This window comes from Pontibacterium granulatum, from assembly GCF_029961155.1.
Lineage (GTDB): Bacteria > Pseudomonadota > Gammaproteobacteria > Pseudomonadales > Balneatricaceae > Pontibacterium > Pontibacterium granulatum.
Genome location: NZ_JASBRH010000050.1, coordinates 1 through 2,385 on the forward strand (window position 1 = coordinate 1; position 2,385 = coordinate 2,385).

Annotated in this window: 1 protein-coding gene and 1 pseudogene; both read right to left on the minus strand. The window is 44.4% G+C overall.

Going from position 1 to position 2,385, the window contains the following annotated elements:
- Positions 1 to 491: pseudogene (locus tag QKW35_RS21135) on the minus strand (isocitrate lyase); the annotation flags it as partial.
- Between the two features lie 1,041 nt (positions 492 to 1,532).
- The gene (locus QKW35_RS21140; RefSeq protein ID WP_282356358.1) at positions 1,533 to 2,096 is read right to left on the minus strand and encodes a hypothetical protein; all 564 of its coding nucleotides are present in this window, start codon (positions 2,094 to 2,096) and stop codon (positions 1,533 to 1,535) included.
- Positions 2,097 to 2,385 lie beyond the last annotated feature (289 nt).

The following is a 2,385-nucleotide window of genomic DNA, read 5'->3' on the forward strand; positions in this document are numbered from 1 at the left end:
TCTTTCGCTGCATCGCCTGCTTCGCGTGCTTTATCCAGTTCGCGGAACAGACCGCCCAGTTCACGTGCATCCGCCTGACGCAGGAAGGTGTACAGCTCTTCAACCAGAGATGCTACGGCAGTTTTCTCGTGCATGGACTGGTCTGGCAGAGGACCGAAGTCAGAGCGCAGTGCAGCAACCATCCAGCCGGACAGGTACAGGTAGCGACGTTCAGTAGAACCGAAGTGTTTCTTGATGGAGATCAGCTTCTGCTGACCAACAAAACCGTGCCAGCAGCCCAGGGACTGGGTGTACTTGGTTTTGTCTTTGTCGAATTCAGCCATGTCACGGCGCATGATACCGGCAGTGTACTTAGCGATATCCAGGCCAGTTTTGAATTTGTTCTGAGCACGCATGCGTGCCGCAGATTCTGGGTTGATCGCATCCCATGGGCTACCTGCTTTTTCTTTCAGGGTAGCGATGCTATCGATGTCTTTGTTCAATGTAGACATGGTAAATCCTCTACAGTTTGACCTGTTAGGTGGTGATTATAGTTATAGGGTCGGAGCCGAAGCTCCTTCCAATTCCCTTGACTCAGTTCTTATAAGAAATCCGTTTTAAAACGAATTTCTTTGCCAGTACGACTATTCAAAAATAGATGATGTGGCGTTGTTGAAGTGAATAATGCGTGTCCTGAAACGGAGCGTCAATGCTCATTTGTGCGAAGCAGCAAAGCTGTAGTTTGACTACATTTTGAGTGATAAGAAATATGTAAAATCACTACAAGCTCTGAGTTGTATAAAACGGCGTAAAAGCCCTTGAATACGGGCTTTTAAGGGAATGGTTCATAAGTCGAACATACTTTAGTCTAGCCTGTGTTTTATCTAGTTTACAAGAATTTAGGTTATAAAAAATGCAACACATATATCCAAATATTCTTACAATTTTCCTACTACATTTTATTTAAAAGTAATGTAATTCAATAGGTTATAGGTGGATTTAGGTCTGCGCTTTGCGTTTTAGACGCGGTGTTGGATGCGAAGCCAGTGTGACAAATAGATCAATACCTACCTTGTTATGTAAACGTAAACGAAATGTTACGTATATAAGGGATGTTGTATTGTACTAACGAGTTTCTGAGAGTGGGTTTGGTAACAAATTAACGATTACGCAAGTGCACAATATTTGTGCTTAATTGGTACCAATTGATTGCTAAAACTGGCTTAACTGTTGCTTGCTTAGAAGTCTATTATCCGTCGTTAATTGGTTGGATTTTGCAGTTGGCAGACAAGGCTCATACTAAGACAAGCCGATAAGCTAAAGAGAAATTAAATGAGCCGGCAACCAGTGTTAGCTCATCTCTTGAAACGGAGAGGAGCTACAAGTGGTCAGTCAAGGTGAGTCTTAAGGATGAAATTGGTTTTTTGGGTGTATTTTGATTGGATATTGTTGCACCCAAGAGATATGAAAACACTCTTAATGCATCACGCTTGAAGTGTGAATTCGGTCACAAAAAAGGGTGCCTTGGCACCCTTTATCAGAAAATGTGTAGATTAGTCAGTCACTAATTCTACGTGGGATGCTTCAATATCTGCATCAAAGTAGGCCATGCCCAGTTTATCCAGATATTCCATACGGTCCGCTTTCTGCAAATTGATTTCCGGAACAGTGAAGCCATTTTCCTGATAGATTGCTGCGAGATGGGCTAAGAAGTGCTCACCCTCTTTAACCAGTAGCAAGCTGGCAGCGCCTACATCGGGTTTTACCTTAGTGTTGAGATCTTCCGGAAGAGTGACTGCAAAAACAACGGGTTGCTCGTCACCTTCGATACGTACACTGCGGTTTCTTACGGTCTGTTGTGCCCAGTAATACGCTAACGCTTTGCTCTGGGTTAGAAACACCGGTTCAATTGTTTCTGTGTAGCTATTTCCGATCGTTGCCATAGTCTTTTTGGCAGCCGCTTTTAGCGCTTTATCACCGGAGCGCTTCAAGCCCTGCTCTTTGATGGAGTCAACCAGTGCAGATGAAGTGCCGTGGTACCAGGTATTGCCGGTAGTGAAGCCTTTTTCGGTTAACAGATCGTTAGCATCGTTTAGAAAAGCAGGTGTGTCAGTCATATCTAAATCACTTAATTCAATTGCAGTAGAAAACCGTTTGGAATTTTAACGTAAAAAGTCTCACGGTTCTTTCGCTGATTTTCCGGTAACTATTAATCGGGTACAAAAAAGGCGACGCCTTCAGCAAGGGGTCGCCTTTTTGTCAGGAGGGCGTACCCGGTTCAGCTTGGGTACTCAGCTCCAGTTAGTCCAGCTTAGCTGAACTGGTTGGAGGTGTTTTTCGCACCGCCCGCTTTCAGCGCGTTCTCACCAGCGTAGTATTCTTTGTGGTCATCGCCCAGGTCGGAAC